The 18,275-nt window shown below is 37.9% G+C and carries 20 protein-coding genes and 1 pseudogene; 5 read left to right on the forward strand and 16 right to left on the reverse strand.

Translation table 11 applies throughout. The features are described from left to right. Positions 1–89 precede the first annotated feature (89 nt). Complete coding sequence (locus tag IGK86_RS12870; protein WP_002368406.1) at positions 90–1,388, forward strand: S1C family serine protease; 1,299 nt, start codon at positions 90–92, stop codon at positions 1,386–1,388. 46 nt (positions 1,389–1,434) lie between these two features. On the opposite strand, the gene ytpR is transcribed toward IGK86_RS12870, so the two are convergent. The 4 genes from ytpR to pepA all read right to left on the reverse strand — a co-directional run bounded on the left by ytpR (position 1,435) and on the right by pepA (position 4,271). Further along, positions 1,435–2,055, reverse strand: coding sequence for a YtpR family tRNA-binding protein (gene ytpR, locus IGK86_RS12875; protein WP_002361057.1), 621 nt, complete (start codon positions 2,053–2,055; stop codon positions 1,435–1,437). A gap of 210 nt (positions 2,056–2,265) precedes the next feature. Next, positions 2,266–2,721 carry a universal stress protein gene (locus tag IGK86_RS12880; RefSeq protein WP_002385249.1) on the reverse strand — a complete coding sequence of 152 codons (456 nt, stop codon included), beginning with the start codon at positions 2,719–2,721 and terminating at the stop codon, positions 2,266–2,268. 147 nt (positions 2,722–2,868) lie between these two features. Continuing rightward, complete coding sequence (locus IGK86_RS12885) at positions 2,869–3,183, reverse strand: thioredoxin family protein (RefSeq protein ID WP_002355015.1); 315 nt, start codon at positions 3,181–3,183, stop codon at positions 2,869–2,871. Between the two features lie 11 nt (positions 3,184–3,194). Continuing rightward, positions 3,195–4,271 (reverse strand): glutamyl aminopeptidase, encoded by a 1,077-nt coding sequence (gene pepA / locus IGK86_RS12890; RefSeq protein WP_002355013.1) that lies wholly within the window; start codon positions 4,269–4,271, stop codon positions 3,195–3,197. 306 nt (positions 4,272–4,577) lie between these two features. Here pepA and IGK86_RS12895 point away from each other — a divergent pair, with 306 nt between their 5' ends. After that, positions 4,578–4,919 carry a PepSY domain-containing protein gene (locus IGK86_RS12895; RefSeq protein WP_002355012.1) on the forward strand — a complete coding sequence of 114 codons (342 nt, stop codon included), beginning with the start codon at positions 4,578–4,580 and terminating at the stop codon, positions 4,917–4,919. Between the two features lie 318 nt (positions 4,920–5,237). Further along, positions 5,238–6,893, forward strand: coding sequence for a peptide ABC transporter substrate-binding protein (locus tag IGK86_RS12900; protein ID WP_002355011.1), 1,656 nt, complete (start codon positions 5,238–5,240; stop codon positions 6,891–6,893). A gap of 66 nt (positions 6,894–6,959) precedes the next feature. Here IGK86_RS12900 and IGK86_RS12905 read toward each other — a convergent pair whose 3' ends face one another. The 7 genes and pseudogenes from IGK86_RS12905 to IGK86_RS12935 form a co-directional block, all read right to left on the reverse strand. Next, complete coding sequence (locus IGK86_RS12905; RefSeq protein WP_002396861.1) at positions 6,960–7,796, reverse strand: PTS system mannose/fructose/sorbose family transporter subunit IID; 837 nt, start codon at positions 7,794–7,796, stop codon at positions 6,960–6,962. Continuing rightward, the gene (gene agaW, locus IGK86_RS12910; protein WP_002365326.1) at positions 7,768–8,541 is read right to left on the reverse strand and encodes a PTS N-acetylgalactosamine transporter subunit IIC; all 774 of its coding nucleotides are present in this window, start codon (positions 8,539–8,541) and stop codon (positions 7,768–7,770) included. Before agaW ends, IGK86_RS12905 begins: the two co-directional genes overlap by 29 nt. 24 nt (positions 8,542–8,565) lie before the next feature. Continuing rightward, positions 8,566–9,717, reverse strand: coding sequence for an N-acetylglucosamine-6-phosphate deacetylase (nagA, locus tag IGK86_RS12915; protein ID WP_010823987.1), 1,152 nt, complete (start codon positions 9,715–9,717; stop codon positions 8,566–8,568). 45 nt (positions 9,718–9,762) lie between these two features. After that, positions 9,763–10,239: pseudogene (agaV, locus tag IGK86_RS12920) on the reverse strand (PTS N-acetylgalactosamine transporter subunit IIB). Positions 10,240–10,265: 26 nt separating this feature from the next. After that, the gene (locus tag IGK86_RS12925; protein WP_002372860.1) at positions 10,266–10,703 is read right to left on the reverse strand and encodes a PTS sugar transporter subunit IIA; all 438 of its coding nucleotides are present in this window, start codon (positions 10,701–10,703) and stop codon (positions 10,266–10,268) included. A gap of 146 nt (positions 10,704–10,849) precedes the next feature. Then, positions 10,850–11,944: an acyltransferase family protein gene (locus IGK86_RS12930; RefSeq protein WP_016617011.1), complete on the reverse strand. Its 1,095-nt coding sequence runs from the start codon at positions 11,942–11,944 to the stop codon at positions 10,850–10,852. An 86-nt stretch (positions 11,945–12,030) separates the two neighbouring features. Further along, a complete protein-coding gene (locus IGK86_RS12935) occupies positions 12,031–12,846 on the reverse strand; it encodes a carbohydrate deacetylase (RefSeq protein ID WP_016617012.1) in 816 nt (271 codons plus the stop codon). Between the two features lie 143 nt (positions 12,847–12,989). On the opposite strand from IGK86_RS12935, the gene IGK86_RS12940 reads away from it, so the two are divergent. Next, complete coding sequence (locus IGK86_RS12940; protein WP_002365331.1) at positions 12,990–13,742, forward strand: MurR/RpiR family transcriptional regulator; 753 nt, start codon at positions 12,990–12,992, stop codon at positions 13,740–13,742. Between the two features lie 68 nt (positions 13,743–13,810). On the opposite strand, the gene IGK86_RS12945 is transcribed toward IGK86_RS12940, so the two are convergent. After that, positions 13,811–14,362 carry a DNA-3-methyladenine glycosylase I gene (locus tag IGK86_RS12945; RefSeq protein ID WP_002378947.1) on the reverse strand — a complete coding sequence of 184 codons (552 nt, stop codon included), beginning with the start codon at positions 14,360–14,362 and terminating at the stop codon, positions 13,811–13,813. A 76-nt stretch (positions 14,363–14,438) separates the two neighbouring features. Next, complete coding sequence (locus tag IGK86_RS12950) at positions 14,439–15,215, reverse strand: peptidase C39 family protein (protein ID WP_002372856.1); 777 nt, start codon at positions 15,213–15,215, stop codon at positions 14,439–14,441. A gap of 216 nt (positions 15,216–15,431) precedes the next feature. Between IGK86_RS12950 and IGK86_RS12955 the strand changes: the two genes are divergently transcribed. Then, the gene (locus IGK86_RS12955) at positions 15,432–15,794 is read left to right on the forward strand and encodes a hypothetical protein (protein ID WP_002354999.1); all 363 of its coding nucleotides are present in this window, start codon (positions 15,432–15,434) and stop codon (positions 15,792–15,794) included. Positions 15,795–15,913: 119 nt separating this feature from the next. Here the strand turns inward: IGK86_RS12955 and thiT are convergent, their stop codons facing one another. From thiT to IGK86_RS12970, 3 genes are all read right to left on the reverse strand, one after another. Further along, complete coding sequence (gene thiT / locus IGK86_RS12960) at positions 15,914–16,489, reverse strand: energy-coupled thiamine transporter ThiT (protein WP_002354998.1); 576 nt, start codon at positions 16,487–16,489, stop codon at positions 15,914–15,916. A gap of 162 nt (positions 16,490–16,651) precedes the next feature. Further along, the gene (locus IGK86_RS12965) at positions 16,652–17,305 is read right to left on the reverse strand and encodes a PepSY domain-containing protein (RefSeq protein WP_016617013.1); all 654 of its coding nucleotides are present in this window, start codon (positions 17,303–17,305) and stop codon (positions 16,652–16,654) included. 76 nt (positions 17,306–17,381) lie between these two features. Next, the gene (locus IGK86_RS12970; RefSeq protein ID WP_002354996.1) at positions 17,382–18,167 is read right to left on the reverse strand and encodes a hypothetical protein; all 786 of its coding nucleotides are present in this window, start codon (positions 18,165–18,167) and stop codon (positions 17,382–17,384) included. Between the last annotated feature and the right edge of the window lie 108 nt (positions 18,168–18,275).

Here is an 18,275-nt window from a genome sequence, read left to right on the forward strand (position 1 = left end):
AAATTCAAAGCTATTCGATAGACTAAAGGAGTAGGAAACAGATATACTTAATATAGAAAATTCAGATGCACTTATTGGGAGGTTATTTTATGCAACGAAAAGATGTTACACCTAATTCAGATAAAAAAAGTTTATTGCAAAAATTTGGGATTGGTTTAGCTGGCGGCTTACTTGGTGGCGCCCTTATTCTAGGAGGCGCTTATTCTGGGATTATTCCCACACCCAACGGCGGAAATAATGCGGCGACGACGACATCCACTAATCACGGCGACACAAAAGTCAGCAATGTGAGTTACAATGTTTCTAGCGATGTCACAAAAGCCGTGAAAAAAGTTCAAAATTCTGTGGTTTCTGTCATTAATATGCAAAGTGCTAGCAACAATTCTTCGGCAGATGATCCTTTTGGGGGATTGTTCGGTGGGAATGAAGGTACTCAAGACTCTTCCGGCAACAATGGTAACGATTTAGAAGCAGCCAGTGAAGGTAGTGGGGTTATTTATAAGAAAGATGGTAAAACGGCTTATGTCGTGACAAATAACCACGTCGTAGATAAAGCGCAAGGATTGGAAGTTGTTTTATCTGATGGTACCAAAGTGAAAGGCGAATTAGTCGGAACCGATGCTTACACGGATTTAGCCGTGATTAAAATTTCTTCCGACAAAGTTGATCAAGTCGCTGAGTTTGGAAATTCTAGTAAAATCACAGTCGGTGAGCCTGCTATTGCAATTGGTTCCCCTCTAGGCTCTGATTATGCTAACTCTGTCACACAAGGAATCATCTCTTCTGTGAATAGAAATATTACCAATAAAAACGAGTCTGGTGAAACCATCAATATTAATGCCATTCAAACCGATGCTGCCATTAATCCAGGAAACTCTGGTGGTCCACTAATCAATATTGAAGGACAAGTCATTGGCATTAACTCAGTAAAAATTGTGCAATCAACTAGTCAAGTGAGCGTTGAAGGGATGGGCTTTGCCATTCCAAGTAATGACGTAGTCAACATTATCAACCAATTAGAAAAAGATGGTAAAGTGACGCGGCCAGCTCTCGGGATTACGATGTCTGATTTAACAGGTATCTCTTCACAACAACAAGAACAAATTTTAAAAATTCCAGCTTCTGTAAAAACTGGCGTAGTGGTTCGTGGCGTTGAAGCAGCGACCCCTGCTGAAAAGGCTGGATTGGAAAAATACGATGTTATCACGAAAGTTGACGGCCAAGACGTAAGCTCTACTACAGATTTACAAAGCGCGCTTTACAAGAAAAAAGTTGGCGATAAAATGGAAGTGACTTATTATCGTGGTTCTAAAGAAATGAAAGCAACCATCGATTTAACCATTGATAAATCAGCTTTAACACAACAAAATAATCGCAGCAATCAATAAAAGAAAGAAACGACCTGTTGTTCAAACAACAGGTCGTTTCTTTCTTTTATTCTCCTACCGCAAATGCAGAACCAACTTCTGCATCAAAAGGCAATTCTAAGATTCCTTTTTTAGCAGGTGCATTTGGTAAACGTAATTCTTTTGCTGAACAAATCATTCCAAAACTTTCTTCACCACGTAAAACCCCTGGCCAAATCATTAAACCATCAGGCATCATTGCGCCTGGTTTGGCCACAACTACTTTTTGTCCTGCTTTGATATTCGGTGCGCCACAAACAATTTGTAAGATTTCGCCGTTGTCTACTTCTGTTTGTGTGATAGATAAATGATCTGAATCTGGGTGTTTTTTACATGATTTGACAAAGCCGACCACAATTTTAGGGGTGTCGTCTTTTTCAAGGGTTTCTGAAAATCCCGCATCTTTAATCGCTGTATTGACTTTTTCGATTTGTTCGTCTGTTAAAGTCACTTGGCCAGTGCCATTAATGTCACCTAGAAGCGCTGAAGCATTAAAAATATTCCAAGCTACCACTGTTTCTGGCGCCTCAACTAAACTTACACGTGCCACATCGCCGACACGTTTTACTTGGTTTTCCGCCCCTTGATCGTCCGCAACGATGACAAGTAAGACATCGCCAACGTGTTCTTTGTTATATGCAAAAATCATTTTTGTTCCTCCTCTGTCGTTTTCCTGTCTTATCTTATCAAAAATTGACCCATTGTGCATACTTTTTTGTCGAAAAACTAAAAGACTTGGAAAATATGTCGCTACGACTTATTCTCCAAGTCCTCAATTTTGAGTGACAAGCCGCTGATCCTTTGAAAAAACAAAAGAAACGTTAGGTCAACTCTCTATTCAATCAATAACTCTTTTTGCTTATTTTTCTTCAGAGTGAACAATTAAGACATCGCAAGGGGCTTGACGAATAATGTAGCTACTGACGCTTCCCATGACCACACGTTCGACTGCGTTTAATCCTGATTGTCCCACCATAATTAAATCAACATTGTATTTTTCAGGTAATTCATGACTCATGACTTCTTTGGGTGAACCGAACATGGTAACTGTTTCAACATTATGAAAATCAACACTTTCAGCATACTTTTTACAATCGGCCATTAATTCTTCCGCAGCGGCTGTTTCTTGATCAATTAATTGATCATTTAACGTCGAATACCCCATCATTGTATACACTTGATTTTCTAAAATATTTGCAACAATGACTCGGCTTCCGTTTCGACGAGCAACCTCAATTGCACGTTCATAAGCTAAATTGGCTTGATCACTACCGTCTACGCCGACAAGAATATTTTTATACATTTGTTCTTCCATTTTCGTCACCTTCCCGATGGAGGCTGATCTAAAAGGCTTCTTTGACTAAGAAACTAGAGTCAAAAATGAATTTAGGATCCTTACGCAGAACGCCCTTTTGTCCAGCTGATTCTCTCTTAATTTAATGGTTCCTCTGGTTCATGAAAATTAGCCTAAGCTAGTTAAAAATGCACTGATTTCTTCTTTTGTTTTTCGATCTTTATTTACTAAGCGTCCTAACTCTTGACCGTTTTCAATTACGACAAAACTCGGAATACCAAAAATATTCCACTCGGCAGCCACGTCAATAAACTGATCACGGTCGACTTCGATAAATTGAAACGCTGGAAATGCTTCTTCAATTTCAGGCATGACTGGTTTAATGAAACGACAGTCTCCGCACCAATCAGCAGTAAAGAAGAAAACATTTTTACCTTTTTCAACATAAGTTGCTAGTTCTTCTAATGAATTGGGATAAATCATTTAAACATCCTCTACTTTCCGTAAACAATTGTATTAACTGTTGATTTATCCAAGCCACGTAATGCTTGTAACAACATTTCCCGCGCTGCTTCATAATCCGCAATACTAAACATTGTTTGATGCGTATGGATGTAACGACCACAAACGCCGATAACTGTACTTGGTACACCATTATTAGTTGTATGCGCTGCCCCAGCATCCGTTCCGCCTTTAGAAACAAAATATTGATACGGAATATTGTGTGTCGCAGCTGTATCTAATAAATATTCACGTAAGCGAGGCAATGTGATCAAACCTGGGTCGAAAATCCGTAATAACGTTCCTTCACCTAAATGACCATATGTCCCTTTTTTCGTGTGAATATCATCTGCCGCTGAACAATCCACCGCAAAGAAGATATCTGGATTAAATTTATGAACAGATGGTTTAGAACCACGTAAACCAACTTCTTCTTGTACGTTTGCTCCAGCAATTAATGTGTGGCCTAATTCTTCATTTTGTAACGTTTCCAATGCATCTAATACCAACGTACAACCATAGCGGTTATCCCATGATTTACTGATAATATTTTTGCCATTGGCTGTTTTAATCGTTTCTGTTTGTGGAACAATGGAATCCCCTGGACGAACACCAAAGCTTTCAGCTTCTTCTTTTGAAGAGAATCCTGCATCAAATAACACATCAGAGACTTCTAATTGTTTTTGACCACTCGTACCACGCAACAAGTGTGGCGGAATAGATGAAGAAATACATGGATAGTTCCCTTTACTTGTTTTTAACGTAAAACGTTGTGCTGAAACAACATAGGGATTCCAGCCACCTAAAGGAACTACTTGGAATAAACCATTATCGTTAATTTGAGTTAACATGAAGCCAACTTCGTCCATGTGGGCTGCTACCATTACGCGTGGCGCTGCTTCCACTTTTGAACGTTTAATCCCAAAAATACCACCTAAACCATCATATTGGACATCGTCCACTAATGGGGTGATATGTTCTTTCATGTACGCGCGAATGTCGTCTTCAAATCCGCTGGTTCCTTGTAATTCAGTTAATTCCTTGATTCGTTGAAATGTTTTTTCTTCCATAGATGTATGTCCTATTGCTTTTGATTTGTTGGAAATTACGCCAACCAAGCGTCACTTTTTCTCTAAAAAGTCACTTTATCCTGTCGATAAAAATAGGTACTCCTTTCATATGATTTCACTCTTATTATAACGCAAATACTAGAAAATGCACATCGCTTTCTCTTTTTAAACGTGACAATGAGAATGCCCTAAAAGAATGATTGAAAAACTTTTTTTATTTCTCAGCGGCCCCTTCTCTATGGTAAAATAAGAGTGATACTGACAAAAGTAATAGTAAGCAGAAACCGACCAAGGGAGGTCATACAAATGAACGAAGAAAATGAGTTGACATACTTTAAAGGCGGCTTAGCGCTAGGCGTTGGTCTTGGTTTAGTAGGCGGCATTGCCTCAACCTTGTTCTACCATAAGAAAAAAACAATCTCCGCTGATCTCGTCTTAGAAAATGTAAAAGCTGCTTTTTTAAAAGAAGGACCGATTGAAGGTTCGTGGATTGAGTTTGAGAAAAAGCCCTTGCGGAAATTCGCCATCCACTCCAAAACGTATACTGGAGGAATTTGCCGCATTGAAGACGACGGCATTGTTCAATACGAATTTACTGCAGATGCCTACACAGGAACTGTCATTGACATCCAACGATTAAAAGATTAAAAAGATTGTTACAAAAGCACTTATTTGCTTTTGTAACAATCTTTTTTTCTTCTCATTTGTTTTTTGTAAAAGGGATGTTTATTTTATGTCAAAAAAATCAAATCAATGATGAATAAATACTCAAAAATCGAATGTTTTCTGTATAGAAATCACCTCAAATCTTTACTTATCAACGTTTGTCCACTTTTTTCATAAAAAAGATTAGACATTTTTTAAAAATTGATAAAAGAATAATCATTTCTAACGATTTTTTAATTTCTCCTTTTCATTTTTACATTATACTGAGAGTATTGCTAAAAATGAAAAGGAGCGTGTCAAATGAAGAAATCTGTTTTATTTACTTCATTACTTGTATTATCAAGCTTAGCTTTAGCGGCCTGCGGCGGTGGCAGTGACGATAAAGGAGCAAGCAACGGCGGCAGCGACAACCAAGTATACACAATGGTTGAATCCCAAGAAATGCCTAGTGCCGATCCGTCCCTTGCGACAGATGAAGTGAGTTTTACCACTTTAAATAATGTCTACGAAGGAATCTATCGTTTAGATAAAGACAACAAACCTGCGCCTGCTGGTGCAGCCGAAAAAGCGACTGTTTCAGAAGACGGTTTAGTTTACAAAGTTAAATTACGTGAAGAATCAAAATGGTCTGATGGCAAACCAGTTACTGCTGCAGATTACGTTTACGGTTGGCAACGAACAGTGGATCCTGCCACTGCTTCAGAATATGCCTACATGTTTGAACCAGTAAAAAATGCTGAAAAAATTTCTAAAGGGGAACTACCTAAAGAAGAATTGGGCATTAAAGCAATCAATGATCATGAATTGGAAATCACTTTAGAAACAGCAACACCATATTTTGACGATTTATTGGCTTTCCCTTCTTTCTTGCCACAACGTCAAGATATCGTTGAACGTTTTGGTAAAGATTATACAAAGAGTAGCGATAAAGCAGTCTACAATGGTCCGTTTACGCTAACTGAGTTTGATGGTCCCGGAACAGATACTAAATGGTCTCTAACTAAAAATGAAGAATATTGGGACAAAGAGACTGTCAAGTTAGATAAAGTCGCTATCAACGTGGTGAAAGAAGCCCCAACTGCCTTAAATCTTTATGAAACTGGTGAAGTGGATGATACGTATTTATCTGGCGAACTGGCCCAACAAATGCAAAACTCGCCTGACTTGGTCCAATTAAAAGCCGCTTCTTCTTTCTATTTAGAAATGAATCAAGCAGATGAAAAATCACCATTGACCAACGCAAACTTACGTCGTGCTATGTCTTATGCCATCGATCGCGATTCATTAGCTAAAAACATTTTAGCCAATGGCTCTCTTCCTTCACAAGGCTTCGTCCCTGTGGATGTCGCGAAATCACCAAAAACGGGTGAAGACTTTGTTAAAGAAGCCGGCAGCGACAAATTAGTCAAATACGACAAGAAAAAAGCTGTGGAATACTGGAACAAAGCGAAACAAGAACTTGGTGTTTCCAACTTAACGGTTGATTTAATGGTAGACGACTCTGAAGGCGCTAAAAAAATGGGCGAATATCTTCAAGGATCACTATCTGATACTTTGGAAGGCTTAAAAGTAACTGTGACGCCTGTCCCTATGGCTGTTCGCTTAGATCGTACCTTAAAAGGGGATTTCCAAATCGCTGTTCGTGGTTGGAGTGCCGACTATTCAGACCCAATTAACTTCTTAGATTTATTAGAAAGCTCAACTTCTAATAACCGTGGACGTTACAGCAATCCTGAATACGATAAATTCATTGCTGCGTCCAAAACTACAGATGTTAACGATCCTGAAAAACGCTGGGAAGATTTAATCAACGCTGAAAAAACAGTAATTGCTGATATGGGTGTTGTGCCAATTTACCAAAAAGCAGAATCACACTTACGTGCACCAAACGTGAAAGAAATTATTTATCATCCAACAGGTGCTAAATACGACTTCAAGTGGGCGTATAAAGAATAATCACTCGATTAAATTTAGAAAAAGATTTGGAACAATAGCGATTTTGGCTATTGTTCCAAATCTTTTTTATATAATCCCGATTAAAGAACCTAACAACCCAAAAATCACAGTAAAAATAATTAAAGCAATCGGCGTGCGTCCTTTTTTCAACATAATAAAACAAAACAGCGTAAACACTAACGGTAATAAATTGGGCATGATTGTATCAAACAATTGTGTTTGAAGGTCTAACTTAGTATCTTTCAAGCGAAAAACAAAAGTTGTCGTTAATTGTACACTCTTCGGAATCAACGCGCCCACCACGGAAATTCCTACAATTGTTGCTGAACGAGATAATTTTTTAGTACTTTCGCTTAAAACTGAAATTGCTTTGACACCCATTTTATAACCTAGATTAATTAACCCAATTTTGGCAGCCATATACGGAATATTAAATAACAACAAGAAAACAATTGGTCCTAAGATATTGCCTTCTAATGATAGTTGTGAACCAATCGCTGCTGCAATCGGCAAAACGGTTAAATAAAATAGCGCATCCCCAATTCCGCCTAACGGGCCCATCAACGCTGTTTTAATCGCTTGAATGGATTTTGGTGATTCTTTTGACTCTTCCATTGCAATAATCACACCATGCATGAACGTCACCAATTGTGGATTCGTGTTCATAAATTGTAAATGATTTTCCAAAGAAAGAGCTAAGTCTTCTTTATCACGATGAATCTTTTTCAATCCTGGAATTAATGAGTAGGTCCAGCCGCCTGCTTGCATTCTTTCATAATTAAATGAAGATTGTAGCAGATACGAACGGAACATTATTTTTTTTAACTCTTTTTTTGTTATTACTTTTTCGGATATCGTATCATTATATGTTTCTTCAGATGCCATCTTCTTCAAACCCTCCATTATTATTTGATGCAGTGACTGTATTATTTCTTTGTGCGTAAAATTCATATAAAGCAATTGCGACAGCTAAACCTGCAACCGCTAATGTATCTAACCCTAAATAGGCAGCCATAACAAACCCAAAAATAAAGAACGGTACGTAGGATGTTTCCCACATCGTTTTTAATAACATGGCGAAACCTACTGCTGGCATCATACCACCTGCAACGCTCAAGCCATGAATACTCCATTCGGGTAGAATAGAAATGAAACTAGATGCTTTATCAGCACCAAAGAAAATACATAAAAACACTACAAAAAAATAACAAATGAATAAAACGATTGGTAAAAAACTAGACATTCTTTCGATGCCTCTTGTATCTGCTTTTTTTGCATAAGCATCAAATTTATGCATAATTGGTGACATCGCTGTATATAACAAGGTAATTAACGCTTGCGCTGCAACTGCGAAAGGAACAGCCAAACCTACGGTCACTTGTGGGTCAGATTTTGTGATAATTGCTAACGCTGTTCCAATAACTCCCCCAATTACTACGTTGGGTGGTTGCGCACCGCCGATTGCTACTGCACCAATCCAAACTAACTCTAGCGTTGCTCCAGTGATTAACCCTGTGTTGACATCTCCCAATATTAAACCAACAATCAGCCCTGTAACAATCGGACGATGAATATGTGTCTGTAAGACAAGCTTATCAACCCCTGCTATCCCAGCCCAAATTCCTACCAAAATTGCCTGTACTAACATTTTTTTCCTCCTATTAGACTTCGTCTACTTTTTATAAACTGTTTCACCATTTACTAAGGTTTCTAGCACTTCGTATTTCTCATCAATAATTGTAAAATTACCTAAAAGCCCTAGTTTGATTTCTCCCATAGATTCGTTCACATTCAACAAACGAGCTGGATTTTTCGTGACTGAATTAATTGCAATCACTTCTGGAAGTAATGCTTTTTCAACAAGGTTGCGAACCATATTATTTAAATGGTTCGTACTTCCAGCTAACTTGCCATTGGCTAAACGAACCACATTTTGTTCATCAATAACCATTTCGATCCCTTTTTCTGGTTTTGGATAAACGCCTGGTTGACATCCTTTGGCCCAGATAGAATCTGTCACAGCAATTAAATAGTCCTTGCCTTTTAGTTTGGCTAACACACGTACTAATGAATAATCAACATGTACCCCATCAGCAATAATTTCAGCAAACGTTTCTTTACTATCCAAAGCAGCAACTACTGCGGTTGGTTTCCGGTGACTGATATCTTCCATTCCATTAAACGTATGGGTAAAACTTTTTGCACCTGCTTCGACAGCTGCCATTGCTTGTTCATAGGTCGCAGCCGTATGGCCAATTGAAATGACTACATCATGTTCATGACAATATGTAGTTAAGGCATTCTCTACATCATTTTCTGGTGCCAACGTCATTAATTTTATGTGCCCTTTTGCTAACTCTTGCCATTTTTTAAATGTCTCTACGGAAGGTTTTACTAATAACTCTGGATTATGAGAGCCACGAAATTCTTCAGAAATCATTGGTCCTTCCGCATGAATCCCTATGATTTGTGCCCCGTTGGTTCCTTGGTCTTCCTCAATAAATGAACCAATCACTTCAAATGAATGTTCCAAGTCTTTTGGAAATGTGGTTGACGTTGTTGGTAAAAAAGCTGTAATCCCTTCTTCTGGAAGGTAAGCTTGCCACTCTTTGATAAATTCATGATTGGCATGATTGGCATCCCCACCATGCCAACCATGATCATGAATATCAATAAATCCTGGAAGAATGCGATTTTCTCCGTATTCTTTGTCGACAGCTTTTTCATTGTACGGTAGAATTGCAACAATTCGTTGTTCTGACACTTCCACTTGAGCTGGTTGAAATTGTTCGTTAATCCATACGTTTTTACTTTGAATAATCATTCTTCCCACTTCTTCTCTTCAAAATTATTGTCCAACATTACTTTTTTATGAAAATAATGCATCTAAACTTTCTTCTGGCGTTGACGGGACACGTTGAATCGAAAGTTTAACACCTAATTCTTGTAGCTTTTTAAAGGCGTCTACATCTGTTTTATTAACCGCAACAGCGGTAGCTACTTGTTTTTTGCCTTCTTCCATATGCATATTACCAATGTTTAATTTTTCGATTGGCACACCACCTTATACCAAGCGCAATGCATCAACAGGATTATCAACTAACAGAAAAATCTTTTGTCTTTCTGAGGCTTTATGAATGACCTCAATCGTTTTCTTAATGGAGAAAAAACGGGTTTGTACTTCTGCAGGGGCCGCCATGTTTAACAATTGTTGGCGCATTGTATCCTCATAAATTGCATCATTTGCGACTAAAATTAAGTTGGCGCCTAAAGAACCGTTCCATTGTGTTGCGACTTGACCATGAATCAAGCGGTTATCAATTCTTGTTAATAAAATATTCGGCATAGTGCTTCCTCCTCTTTTCTAATTGGTTAGATTCCGTCTGCTTCTTCTTGAGTAGTTGCTTGTGGTTGTTCTAGTTTTTTATGAACAATCCCGTCTCTGGCTGAATCTGTGACCATTGAAACAAAATCTTCTACGTTCGTGCTGATTGTGCGTAATGCAAGCCCTTCAAGAACCATCGGTAAATTTGTTCCTGCTAACACTTCAACATTTTGATAATTACTTGCGACAGTCATTGAAATTCTAAACGGTGTACCCCCTAAAAGATCAGTTAAAATGACCACTGCTGGACACGTCTCCAGCATAGAGTCAACGGCTTTACGAATGTTTGACTCTAATACATCAAGCCCTGTATCATTGAAAAAAGGGACCGCCTGAACATTTGCTTGCTCTCCTGCAATCATACTAACTGATTGATGCATTCCAGTTGAAAATACCCCATGTCCCGTTAAAATAAGACCTATCATTTATTCTTTCTCCCCTAACTATTTACTGAACTTACTATTTAATTGGATAAGCAGAACTTATTCCTCAAAGAGTGTAACAATTCTTGTAACAATTGAGTATGCTTTCCCATGATTTTGGACGATGATTTCTATTTAAGAACATGTCCCTATACAGATACAAGGCGTCCCAACTTAAATATGCTTTTGAAAAAATGCTCGATTACAACCGTTAACCCAAATGAGCCAACAAATGTACCCATATACAACACAAGAATAACCAAGCTGACTGGTTGATTGGTTAAAAACGGATGGACCAGTTTCAAGACCACTTGAAAAACAAAAACATTCGCTAAATAACTGCGATACGCATAAGTGGCTATCCATTTAACCATTGGTAAAAGACGAATCTTTTTGGCTATTCCTTGTGTTCCCAAATAAAAAACCAACCCGATAATCAGTAAACTATAGGCACTTTGAAGAAGATCCAAATAAGGTAGATCGTTCGGTGTCATCTGTGTTCCATCAAATAAATTCCCTTGGACTGCCTGCCAAAAAATAAAAAGAAATAACAAAAATAGCGCCACCCTCGTCTTTTTTAAGAAAGTAAAAATTGCCCCTTGATACTTCGCTGCGATGACCCCGAAAATACCATAAATGAGATAACTAAGCCCTGAACGATCTATTAAGTACCAAAGAGAAGTTTCTGCATATGGAAAAATCATTTTCTGGTACCAGAAGCACCAAAGGATATGCGCACCGATTGTAAAAAAGACAATTGGTAAAATCACTTTTTTGTTTTTTGTAATTCTGGTTGCCAACCAAATAAAATACGGCATAAATAATTGGAATTGCAACATCATTACGGCATACCATAGATGTGCCGCGCCATCACCACTGAGAACTTTTCCTAGAAATCCTAGGGGCGTTTCATAGGGCATTCGTTGTTGTAAACTAGGAAAAGCATATAGATAGAGACTGGACCATACCACATAAGGAAGCACCAATTCATAAAATTTTTCCTTTAAAAATTCAAGATACGATTCAGCTTGACTCTTTAACACCATGTTGTAAATAATTGCAAAAATAAACATGGGTGCCGAATATTTAGACATTCGGTAAAAACTACCGATTGAATTCATTGCTTCCGTTTGCGGAGAATGTATCAACACGTATGATAAAACCGTTTGTAAAATAACTGATGCTACAGCGAAAACTTTTAAAAAATCGCTGATATTCAGATTTATTGGTTGTTCTTTACTCATGTACGTCCTCTTTCTTTCAATAATTTAGCGTGTAAGTAGGCGCTCTGATTAAGAACTTACTCACACGCTATTCACGCTTCTTTGATTTACATTGCTAGCGATTCATAATTGGCTAACAAGATGCCGCGTTCTTCAATCGCTTCTTTGACTTCTTGAGACGTTAATATTTCCACTTCACGAATTCGAGGCATACAATACCCTGATTGCTTTTGTAAAATAGTATCGATAAACGCAGGATGACAATTGATTTCAAAGACCTCTCCTTCACTACAAACAACCATATCAAGCAATTGCAAGATGGTTTCAGTTGAAATCGCCTTGTCATAAAATTGGTACAACATTTCATCTGGCGTGCGAACATCCTGATATAACTCTAAATAGTCTTTTGTTTCAATACTTCTTGAAGCGTTACGTAAAGGTAATTGATATTTGCGAGCAAGTGCCAAAGCTACGCCTAATAACTTTTTATTTTTTCCGTGAACGTTATGATGAGAATCAATATGATCAGGGCGTCTGCCACTTTTCATAAATGAAATAATTTGAGCATCCCATTCGTTATAAACCTCTTCTAAATTGACTTTTTCTTCAAAAATCGATTGATGCCAAAAATAACCAGCTTCATCTACTAAGGAAGGAACCATTTCTCGAGGTAAAATAGGTTTTGCTTGGTTCAATGTCAATGTTAAATGGACACCAATAGCTAAAGTCGGTGCACTGATTCGAGCACTCTCCATGGCCTCTAAAAAATAAGGAGAAGTTGGTAATGCGGTTGTTGAAGTAACCACGCCACGTTTGTGTGCTTCAATGATTCCTTGCGTTACCGCTGGCGTGTAACCAAAATCATCAGCGTTGATAATTAATTTTTTATTGCTCATTTTTCCCCACTCTCTCTTCTGTTTCATGAATTTTTAGTTGTTTCTCTATTGATTGTAGCTAAGTGACGCCTTTTTTTATAGCTAGTTTTCTGATTGAGTGCTATAATCTACAAATAAGACCATGTCCCTAAAAAAGGACATTACGTTCACAAATGACAGGAGGGATCAGCATGCTGTTTTTAACCTATGATCCACAATTAAATCCAACAGAATTAGAGATTTACAAGTATATTAGCCACAATATTGAAAAAGTTCCTTATATGACAATTCGAGAATTAGCAGATGAAATTCATTTCAGTAAAACGGCAATCTGGCGTTTTTGTCAAAAATTCGAGTGTGAAGGCTATACAGATTTTAAATTTAAATTGAAGAATTATCTAAGCGAACGAAAAAAAACAGCCCAACCAAAATCTTTAGATGAAACAATGCTGATTCATTTTTTGCAACGCTCATCAGAAGAATTATTAGAAGGACGGATTGTTCAAGCTGCGGAATTGCTGGCAAAAAAAGAATTTGTTCTTTTTATTGGCGAAGGAACGTCCAAAGTCCTAGCTGAATTTGGTGAAATTTATTTTTCCAGTATCTACAATTTATCTGCTTCTGTATCCCACCTTTTTTCCCATCCCGTTAGCAAATTATCCGAAGAAACGGCTAAAAAAGTGGGTGTTATCGCCTTATCAGTTTCGGGTGAAACACAAAAAGTTCGGCAAAATATTGATTATTTTATCGAAATGGGGATTGATGTAATTGCTATTACAAATAGTGAAAAAAGCACGATTGCTCAACTTTCAACAGTCACGATCCCCTACTATATAACAACCGAGAAAAGTTCCATTGCAGACGTAACGTCCCAACTACCTGCACTATTCTTAATAGAAAAGTTGGCGAAAACTGTTTCAACGATGTTAAATGAGTGTCCATAATCACTGCAAAAAAAGGAAGGAACTAGCCATTCGTTTTGCTAGTTCCTTCCTTTTTAATTCTTCTATACTTATTTATACTGACACGTTTCTAAATGATCATTCACCAAACCCGCCGCCTGTAAAAAGGAATAGACTGTCGTGGCACCTAAAAATTTAAATCCTCGTTTTTTTAACGCTCGACTAATCTGTTGCGATAATTCCGTGGAGGCTGGAACCTCTTCTGGGTGCTGCCAGTGATTAACGATTGGTTGCTGATCGACAAAGTTCCAGAGGTAGCGATCAAAGGACCCAAATTCTGCCTGAACTTCTTGAAAAACTTGCGCATTCGTGATGGTCGCTTGAATTTTTAAACGATGACGAATCACACCAGGATTTGCTAGTAAAGCTAAAATTTTTTCCTCATCATATCGCGCAATTTTCCGATAATCAAACGCATCATAAGCTGCTCTGAGCGTTTCTCGTTTATTCAAAATAATCGCCCAGCTTAAGCCCGCTTGCATACTTTCCAAGGTCAATAACTCAAATAACTGTTGCTCTTCATGAACTGGACGTCCCCATTCATCATCATGATAGGCTTGCATCTCTTCAGTTGTATTCGTTGCCCAAGTACATCGCTCCATTGTCCTGCCTCCTTTTATTTGCTAAAAAAGATGCGAACAAAGGGTACTGCCTGTTGTTCCACACCTTTTCTTATTCCTAATAAAATGCCCAGAAGTTTAACGCTTCATTCATCACTTCTTCGGCTGTAAATGTCCGTTTTGAATGGCCCTTTTCTTCTGAATCGTTTGGATCATTAATCCAGAAATCGCCTTTTTCATCCACACCACTCATCACCATAATGTGACCAGTTGTAGTGAAATAGCCCGGTTTTACAGAAATAATGACTGGATGACCTTCCTTCAAGAAAGCTGCCACTGTTTCAATATCCCCAATTTCTTGACAGTTATAGCCTTTCATTTCAGCATATGCACTAAAAATAGACCACGCCGTCCCTTGTCCTTCCATAAAGAAGTCATTTTTTGCCCAAGCTAACACATCCAGAGGGGTAACTTCTTGGTGATCCATGTATGAACCAACCATTGCAAGCGACACAATCGCACAGCCATTAATTTCGATTGTATTCGGCTTATCTACATTGCCAAATCCGTACGCGGTGTCTTTCCATTTAGCATCTGTCTGCAATTCTAACGGCAAATCCAGATGTCCATCATATTGCTTCTTTTCAATTTCTTGATTGACCTGTTGTCCATAGCTTAAAGGTTTGACTTTTTTCTCAATTTTAACTGGTGCTGGTTCTTTTGTTTTACTTGATTCAGCACTAGCTTTAACATATGAATCATCAAACCAACTTGAAAACCCACCTGATTTCATCGGCGAAAACTGCGCTAACAACCCGCCAAAGCCAAACGATACCAACAACACCGTGAGAACTTTTTTTTGGTAACCTGATGGTTTTTTTGACATACTATTCATCCTTTTCTATCTATTGACTACATCCGATAATCTTATGTATTTCTTATATGCTCACACATTATACTACTTTCTTTTTCGAAAAACAGAAACGTTGGTAAATTCTCATAATTATTGAAGGCGAACATATTTTCTTGAATTTTATCACAAAATTAGGTAAAATACAGGTAATTAGTCATTTGAGTTTTATTCTATTTTATTCGTAAAGGAGGCAGAAGAATGGATCAACATAAAGCTACCATCAAGAGCATTTCTAAACTGATTACGCTCTCTTCCCAACATTTCTTTTCGGCATTTTTAGAAGATTCTCAAGATCAAAAGAATAAAGAAAAGGAACGCAGTGCGCTTTTACAAGAGCTCCAAGTCGCTGCCGCCCAAAAATCCTTAGTGGTCTTACAATTGAAAGAAGTCCCTACAGCGCATAAATTCGAAACGGTGATCGGCTGGATTGTCTCAAAAAATATTTCGGACAATATCGTCGTTCGTTTACAAACGGATGAACAACAGTTGCGCATGATTCCTGTTGCTTCTGTCATGAAAGTCAGCACGTTAGCCAATCGTCACCAACGTCAAATTCACTAGAATATTGAAGTCTTTATAAAATAAATGGAAACCACCAACCCTGGCGATTGCAGGTTGGTGGTTTCTTTTATTTATGACTTTAGTCAAAATCCCATGAAACTTCTGACTTAGGACTCAACTTATTTCTTAGGAACAAATAATTGCGGTGCTACTTTTGCCAATAAGCCTAGAACTAGACTTACATACAAACAATTGACGACGGTACTCGTACCGTTTAGTACAAAAGAATAGAGGTATGGGCTCATCCCTTCTGGTGCATACATGCCCCAAACCAATACGCCCGCCCAAAAATGCCAAAACCAGCGGGCGAAGACTGCGACAACACTTCCTAAAATAATCGTACGAATGGCTGATTTTAAACGATTCGCTTGAAAATACAGTTGAATTTTTCTAGCGAATACGCCACCCATTCCTCCAAACGCAAAAGCAAAGGGATATTCAAAAATAATCTGTGGAACGGACAAGAAATTTTTCATGGCTGTACCGAGAATAATATTTAACATGCCCCAAACAAAGCCTGCTGCAACTCCAGGAAGCAACCCACGACGAAACGAATAAAGAACTAATGGAACCATTCCCAACGATAGGTCCAAGCCACTATTGGCAAATTCAATCGGTAAAAAAGAGAGGGCCATTGCCATTGCTGCGACGACTGTTCCTTCTACCCAAATACGTAAATCCATTTTTCTAGCCAAACAAATTTCCTCCTATGTTCTGACGCTCTCAACCACTAATACATCGTTATTTTACCATAGGGACTTTAGAAAAACACGTTTGTCGAACAAGCAAAAAATAGTTGGACCAACGTTTAAGGGAATCAGCTCCTACTCAAACGCATGCCAGCTACTTTTTATCCATTAATCGTCCCGCTCAGTTGTCAAAATTTTACCAGAATGAGCATCGATTTTTACCTCTATTTTTTGTTGGCCCTCTTTCACTTTCACTTCCCAATAGGTGATTCCTAATTCTTTCTCTAACTTCCAATCTGTTGCCTGGCCGACTTTCGCTTCTTTTTCAGCCAAGGTTGTGGCTTGTTCTCTGGAAATGATCTTTGTTAAATCAAGTGCCTCTTCTTGCATTTTAACGCCATTTTGTTCATCGGCATCCAAGGTTTCGACTTTTTCTTTTGTGAATTCGCCAGTCTCTGCGTTCACTTCAACTTGATATTCTTTTTGCTGATCCACGCCTTCTATTTCATAAAAATAACGGCCAAAATCTGTATCTAACTGCAGACTTGTTATTTTAGCTTCTGGATATTTTTTCTCAAATGCTGTCGTTACTTTTTCTAAAGAGACAGCTACCGCGCTTGTCTTCTCTGTTGTCGTCGTTGCTTCTTGTTGTACGGATGAACTTGTTTCACTAGTTGATATTGCTGTTTCTTTTTGTTCATTTGTTGATGAAACAGCAGTAGGCGTTTTGGGTGTACAGCCAGCTACCAAAAAGAGGGCAAAACCAGTCAGAGCGCCATAGAGTATTTTTTTCATTAAACAACCTTCTTTCCTTTTTATCATTTTATTATACTTGATTTCTCATCCAAATCATAGCTACAAAAAGAGCCCTACTTTAGTTGATAAAGTTAGAGCTCTCTCAGCCTTCATGGGCCAACATAAAAATTTCACCGAAATCATTCTCTTGTTCAATGTGCCAAATGCGTTTTTCACTATTATAGACAAGCGTTGCCAAAATTTCTTCTTTTTGGTAAGAGGTATTTTTCATCTTGCTAAGTGAATCTTCCACCAAGTAAATAGGAATCCGATATTCTTCTTTATCCACTTCCGTTTGTTGGAAGCAAAAAATAACACCTTCTTGCAAGATACCTTTCATATTTTTAAGTAATTCAGGACTTAATTTTTCGACAGGCGTATTTCGTTTAAAGAAGGCCTTTTTCTGATTCACTTTCTCTAAAACAACACGTGTAATTTTATCAGCAAAGATTCGATAAAATTCATCAATATAACGATAATAGACACGCGTCATCTGATCTGCAAATTCAAAAAAGACAAAATCATTTTGTAGCTTATAAAAGAAAGGCGAATGCAAACTATTCTTCATGTGTCCAAAATAAAGAAGTTCCGAAATTTCTAATGGCGTTAGCTCTTTTAGCATCGTCACATCGGAAAAGTCAATCCATTTAATTTCTTCAGTCATCCAACGACGTTGTAGCGATTGAAAATAGCGATTGACGCTTTCTTCTCCACGAATAATTTTCAAGCCTGAATGCATATCGTATTCGCCAGCTTCGGCAGAAGGATCTAATAATAGTAAGTTCTGTGGATGATGCACAATTGAACGAACAAAATCGGAATGGGTAATTCCTTTAGATAAAACCGCATTGCTGGTTACATCTATATGTACATAAATTAAATCAAGCAAATTCCCATCTCCCCTCTACTAGCCTCCTTACCATTTTACAATATTTTCAAAAGAAAAGCTTGTTTCTTTTACTTTAAAATTCCATTACAAAATGAGGATTTTTTTGAA

This window comes from Enterococcus sp. DIV1206 (assembly GCF_051712485.1).
In the GTDB taxonomy this organism is placed as follows: Bacteria; Bacillota; Bacilli; order Lactobacillales; family Enterococcaceae; genus Enterococcus; species Enterococcus faecalis.

Excerpts from the sequence above, each read along its gene's own strand:
- IGK86_RS12870 (WP_002368406.1), top strand. The coding sequence starts at position 90 with ATGCAACGAAAAGATGTTACACCTAATTCAGATAAAAAAAGTTTATTG.
- ytpR (WP_002361057.1), bottom strand. The coding sequence starts at position 2,055 with ATGATTTTTGCATATAACAAAGAACACGTTGGCGATGTCTTACTTGTC.
- IGK86_RS12880 (WP_002385249.1), bottom strand. The coding sequence starts at position 2,721 with ATGGAAGAACAAATGTATAAAAATATTCTTGTCGGCGTAGACGGTAGT.
- IGK86_RS12885 (WP_002355015.1), bottom strand. The coding sequence starts at position 3,183 with ATGATTTATCCCAATTCATTAGAAGAACTAGCAACTTATGTTGAAAAA.
- pepA (WP_002355013.1), bottom strand. The coding sequence starts at position 4,271 with ATGGAAGAAAAAACATTTCAACGAATCAAGGAATTAACTGAATTACAA.
- IGK86_RS12895 (WP_002355012.1), top strand. The coding sequence starts at position 4,578 with ATGAACGAAGAAAATGAGTTGACATACTTTAAAGGCGGCTTAGCGCTA.
- IGK86_RS12900 (WP_002355011.1), top strand. The coding sequence starts at position 5,238 with ATGAAGAAATCTGTTTTATTTACTTCATTACTTGTATTATCAAGCTTA.
- IGK86_RS12905 (WP_002396861.1), bottom strand. The coding sequence starts at position 7,796 with ATGGAGGGTTTGAAGAAGATGGCATCTGAAGAAACATATAATGATACG.
- agaW (WP_002365326.1), bottom strand. The coding sequence starts at position 8,541 with ATGTTAGTACAGGCAATTTTGGTAGGAATTTGGGCTGGGATAGCAGGG.
- nagA (WP_010823987.1), bottom strand. The coding sequence starts at position 9,717 with ATGATTATTCAAAGTAAAAACGTATGGATTAACGAACAATTTCAACCA.
- IGK86_RS12925 (WP_002372860.1), bottom strand. The coding sequence starts at position 10,703 with ATGATAGGTCTTATTTTAACGGGACATGGGGTATTTTCAACTGGAATG.
- IGK86_RS12930 (WP_016617011.1), bottom strand. The coding sequence starts at position 11,944 with ATGAGTAAAGAACAACCAATAAATCTGAATATCAGCGATTTTTTAAAA.
- IGK86_RS12935 (WP_016617012.1), bottom strand. The coding sequence starts at position 12,846 with ATGAAACAGAAGAGAGAGTGGGGAAAAATGAGCAATAAAAAATTAATT.
- IGK86_RS12940 (WP_002365331.1), top strand. The coding sequence starts at position 12,990 with ATGCTGTTTTTAACCTATGATCCACAATTAAATCCAACAGAATTAGAG.
- IGK86_RS12945 (WP_002378947.1), bottom strand. The coding sequence starts at position 14,362 with ATGGAGCGATGTACTTGGGCAACGAATACAACTGAAGAGATGCAAGCC.
- IGK86_RS12950 (WP_002372856.1), bottom strand. The coding sequence starts at position 15,215 with ATGAATAGTATGTCAAAAAAACCATCAGGTTACCAAAAAAAAGTTCTC.
- IGK86_RS12955 (WP_002354999.1), top strand. The coding sequence starts at position 15,432 with ATGGATCAACATAAAGCTACCATCAAGAGCATTTCTAAACTGATTACG.
- IGK86_RS12965 (WP_016617013.1), bottom strand. The coding sequence starts at position 17,305 with ATGATAAAAAGGAAAGAAGGTTGTTTAATGAAAAAAATACTCTATGGC.